Raw genomic sequence first — 4,933 nt, forward strand, 5'->3', positions numbered from 1 at the left:
TGGGGCGCAATGGCACGGGCAAGACCACGCTCGTGCGCCTCATCACCGGCGACCTGCAGCCTACGCGCGGGTCGGTGGCGCGCACGCCGGGGCTGCGCGTGGCGCTCATGGATCAGCACCGGCGCTTTCCCGACGATCAGAGCCTGTGGGACATCGTGGCCGACGCGTTCGGCGAGCTGCGCAAGCTGGAAGCCTCGCTCGCGCAGCAGGCGGCGAAGCTCGAGACCGATCACAGCGAGGCGGCGATGGAGAAGTACGGCCGCGACCTCGAACGGTTCGAGCGCGAGGGCGGCTACGAGATGGCGTCGAAGGTGGATGCGATTCTCATGGGCGTTGGCTTCGCCCCCGACATGGCGCGCACCACGCGCATCGGTACGCTGAGCGGCGGTGAGCGCGGTCGCGTAGCGCTCGCGCGGCAGCTCGCCACGCCGGCCGATCTGTACATCCTCGACGAGCCCACCAACCACCTCGACCTCGATACGACCGCGTGGCTCGAGCGGTATCTCGCCAACACCGACAAGACGGTGCTGTGCATCAGCCACGATCGTGCGTTCCTCAACGCGATGGCCGATCATGTGCTGCACTTCGAAGGCGGTACCGCCTTCGCCTACACCGGCGGATACGAAAGCTTCGTGCAGCAGCGCGAGGAGCGCCGGCTCGCGCAGCAGCGGCAGTTCGACAAGCAGCAGGCGAAGATCTCGTCGGAGATGGACTACATCGCACGCAACCTCGCCGGGCAGAACACGCGTCAGGCCAAGGGGCGTCGCAAGCTCCTGGCGCGCATGCCGCGCCTCTCTGCGCCCATTGGCGCCGATGGTGTGATGGCGCTGCGACTCGACGCCGGCAATCGCAGCGGTGATCGCGTCGCCGAAGCAAATCACGTCACGGTGGGAGTGCCCACGGCGGACGGACCGCGCGCGCTCGTGCGCGATGTGAACGTGGTACTCGAGCGCAACGAAGTGGTCGCCCTCGTGGGCCCCAACGGCGCCGGCAAGAGTACGCTCATCAAGACGCTGCTCGGCGAGATGCCCCCGCTCGACGGCGACGTGAAGGTGGGACCCAGCACCACGGTGGCGTACTACCGGCAGGACGTGGGCCATCTCCCCATGGAGAGCACCATCTACGACGCCATCGCGAACGAACGACCGCTGTGGGAGCGCCGGCAGGTACAGGGGCACCTCGGTCGCTTCGGCTTCAGCGGCGACGAAGTGCTGCGCACCGTGGGTACGTTGAGCGGCGGCGAACGCGCGCGCGTGGCCATGGCGCTGCTCACGCTCAGCACCAACAACCTGCTCATTCTCGACGAGCCCACCAATCACCTCGATGTCGAAAGCATCGAAGTACTCGAAGACGCGGTGGACGAGTACGACGGCACCGTGCTCATCGTGAGTCACGACCGTGCCGTGCTGCGCGGGCTCGCCACGCAGGTGTGGGAGCTGCGCCATCAGGAGCTGGCGGTGTTTCCGGGCACGTTCGTGGAGTGGGAAGCGATGCGCGCCGAACGCACCGAGCAGGAAACCCAGCAGGCGCGGGCGGAGGATCGTCGTGAAGCCGAGCGCAACGCGAAGCAACGCGAGCGTGAACAGCAGGCGCGGCAGCACGCGGCGGGCGGCGACCCGAAGAAGCAGGTGCGCGCCGCCGAGAAGGCACTGGCCGATGCCGAGCTGCGGGTGACGACGCTCGAGGAGAAGATCGCCGGGCTTTCCGCGCAGCTCGACGACGCCTCGCTCTACGACAACCCGGCCGGCATCAAGAAGGCGGCGGTACTGGGCAAGGAGCTCGACGATGCGCGCGATGCGCTGGAAGACGCGATGCACGAGTGGGGCGCCGCCGAGGAGTACGTGAGCATGCTCAAGGCGCGGTGACGGACCCATATGCGCCTTCTCCGTCTCGCTCCCGTCGTTGCCGCCGTTTCCGCGCTGCTCGCCATTGCCGCGCCGATCGTTCACGCCCAGACCAGCCCTGCTCTGCAGCGGTTGTTGTCTGAAGCCAGCACACGAAACCGGCTTCCGGACAGTCTGGTTTCGTATAAAGCGAATGTGGAGTCTGAAATCGCCGTGCTGCTGCGGCGCGAGGAAGGCACCGAGGTGGTGGCCGCCGTCGAGCAGGTGGCGAGCACGCTGCGCTGGAATCGCACCGGCAAATACGACCAGCGCGTGCAGGGATACCGCGTCCAGCAGACGGGCGGCAATGTGAGCATGCTGACGCTCTTCCAGACCGGGTGGCTCACCCCCTCGCTGTACGGGAATCGGTTGCGGGTGCGTCCCCGTGAAACGAGCGGCAACGGACGGAGGCGCCCCAACGTACGCCCAAGCGCGCGCCGGCAGGATGGCGCCGATACGCTCGCCGCGGTGCATCCGCTCGCCACCGATCGCGATCGCTACTACACGTACAGCGGTGGCGATACGGTGGTGGTCATACGCGCCGGTGATCGCACCATTCCCATCGCCCATGTGCGCGTGCAGCCCCGCGCCGATGTGAAGGGCAAGGTGGTGCTGTTCGACGGCGAACTGGATCTCGATGCGTCGAGTGGCACACTGGTGCGGATGCGTGGGTATTTCGTGCGCACGGGCACCTCGCGTTCGCTGCTCGCCCGCTCGCTTGGTGATGCCGTGGCGTACGTGGAGTACGAGAACGGCGAGCGCATGGGGCGCTACTGGTTGCCCACCACACAGCGCATCGAACTGCAGGCCAACGTGCCCGTGATCGGCGACGGTCGCGCGGTCGTTCGTATCGTGTCGAAGTTCTCCGACATGCAGGTGAACGACACGGTGCTCGATGCCGCCACGCTGGCCGCTGCCGATTCGCTGCGCACGTTGGCCACACGACGCCTCACGTATGCGCCGACGGACTCCCTCACGGCCTTCTCGCGGTGGCGGAACACCTTCGGTGGAATCACCGAAGGCATGCACGCCGACGATTTCGAAGACATCGCGCCTGATCGCTGGCGCGCCAGCGGTCCGCCGCGATTCGATCTGGCGGCCCCGCGTGGTGCGGACGTGATGCACTTCAACCGCGTGGAAGGGCTGTTCACCGGACTCGGCGCGAAGTGGGCGCTGCGCGACGCGGCGCCGGGGGTGACGGTGCGCGCGAACGCCGGCTATGCGTGGGCGGAGCAGACGGTACGCGGCCGTCTGAATGTGGAGCGCACGCGCGGGCCGTGGACCGTGGAGCTGCGCGGCGGACGCTCAATGGACATCACGAACGACTTCCGGGTGCCGTTCGACTCCGGGAACACCTTCGGTGCGCTGTTCGGCTCACTCGACCCGTACGACTATGTGTCGCGCAACTTCGGCGCGCTGGGCGTGGTGCGGCGCGTCGGCGATCGTCGCTGGCTGCTGCGCGCCGATGTGGGCTACGCCGACGATCGCTATCGGCCGTCGCAGTATGTGCGCGGGCCCTTCGGTGGCGAACCGTTCCGCGAAAATCGTGGCGTCGCCGAAGGCGGATATCTGCGCAGCAGCAGCACCATCGAATGGCACCCCGATCGCGCGGCGGAGTTCGTGAAGCCGGGACTCGGCGCGCGACTGTACTACGAACGCGGTGACGGCACGCTGGCGTATCAGCGTGCCGAGGTGCGGCTCACGGGGCGCCAGCCGGTGGGCCCGTTCGTCTTCGCCGCGCGCGGCGATGTGGGGCTCGTGACCGGTTCGCGCATTCCTCCGCAGCAGCTGTTCGAGCTGGGTCGGTATCAGAATCTGCCTGGCTACGCCGACAAGGAGTTCGCGGGGTCGCAGGCCGCGGTGCTGCGCGCGAGTGCGATCTACACGACGAAGTATCTGCGCAATCCCGTTCGTGTGGGCCGCAACCTGTGGTTGCCGGCGATTGCGCCGGGCTTCAGTGTTGGCGTGCAGAGTGGCTGGACCGGTGCGCCGTCGGCTGCGGCACGAGAGGCGATGCTCGGTCTCATTCCCGGCTACGATCCCAACCTGCTCGCATTTTGGGTGCCGGCGTCGGTGCCCACGGGCCGTGTGCGGGCGAGTGTCACGGCCGGCATGCGCTTCTTCGGTAACGCCCTGTTCGTGGGCATGACGCGCCCGGTGGATCAGGCGGCGCCGTGGAAGGGGCTGGTGGGCTTCGGGCAGGTCTGGTGATGTCGCGGAAACGCGGGCACACGGAGCTCGCCGAGGTGGGTGAGGACATGGAGAACAGTGGAGCGGCGCTGATCATCCGCATCAAGCATCATGCAGGCGGCGCCGTGTCGCTCACGTGTACGCGCGCTGACGGCAGCACTACGTGGCAGCGATTCGAGGGGCCCACGGCGATGGTGTTTCCGGGGCACGACCTCACGCACTATGCGGTGGAGACCACGCTTGGTTTCGACCACGGGTTCTACGGTCTGCTGTCCGACGGCTGGAACATGCAGGACTTCGCGAAGCCGTGGCCGCGCGGGGAAATTCCCGCCGAGGCGCGTGAGGTGGAGCTGATCGTGGGGTTCTTCGATAGCGAGCGGCGCGAGGGTGTGTCGTGGGCGGCCACGGAATTCGCCGAACACGCCGCGCTCTTCGTGGGTGCGGCGGAAGCGCGAGGCAAGGCGGTGCCGCCGCGCACGCGGGTGCTGAGTGACGCCGATATCGCCGCGGTGCGCAGCGCGCGGGATGCGCTGCTCGCGCAGTGGTATGCCACGCCCCCTGGCGCCGAGCTGGAGCTCGCGTTTTCAAGGCGTCATTGAAACTTTGGTCTGGGCGGGGCGCTTACTTTTTAGAATGCTTCCACACCTGCTGCCGAACCGCCGTGACTTCGCCGGCGACGACCTGATCTTCACGCTCAACGGCCGCGCGCAAAAGCGCGCCGCCGAAGGGGCCGCCGTCATCAACGCCACCATCGGGGCGCTGTACGACGATGCCGGCAAGCTGGTCGTGCTGGATACGGTGATAGGGCAGTGGCAGCAGCTCACGAGCGCCGAGGTGGCGCCCTACGCACCGATCGGCGG

Annotated in this window: 3 protein-coding genes and 1 pseudogene; all 4 read left to right on the forward strand. The window is 67.6% G+C overall.

The genetic code is table 11. The annotated features are described in order from the left end of the window. The coding region (locus tag ACIQ6O_RS12900) for an ATP-binding cassette domain-containing protein (protein ID WP_396208198.1) at positions 1-1,865 on the forward strand (1,865 nt) is incomplete at its 5' end. Positions 1,866-1,874: 9 nt separating this feature from the next. Then, positions 1,875-4,094, forward strand: a complete 2,220-nt coding sequence (locus ACIQ6O_RS12905) for a hypothetical protein (RefSeq protein WP_396208199.1) — start codon at positions 1,875-1,877, stop codon at positions 4,092-4,094. Next, positions 4,094-4,672: a hypothetical protein gene (locus ACIQ6O_RS12910; RefSeq protein ID WP_396208200.1), complete on the forward strand. Its 579-nt coding sequence runs from the start codon at positions 4,094-4,096 to the stop codon at positions 4,670-4,672. The genes ACIQ6O_RS12905 and ACIQ6O_RS12910 overlap by 1 nt, the downstream gene beginning before the upstream one ends. 34 nt (positions 4,673-4,706) lie before the next feature. After that, positions 4,707-4,933 (forward strand): annotated as a pseudogene (locus ACIQ6O_RS12915) (hypothetical protein); the annotation flags it as partial.

The sequence above is a fragment of the Gemmatimonas sp. genome (assembly GCF_044345575.1).
Classification (GTDB): Bacteria; Gemmatimonadota; Gemmatimonadetes; order Gemmatimonadales; family Gemmatimonadaceae; genus Gemmatimonas.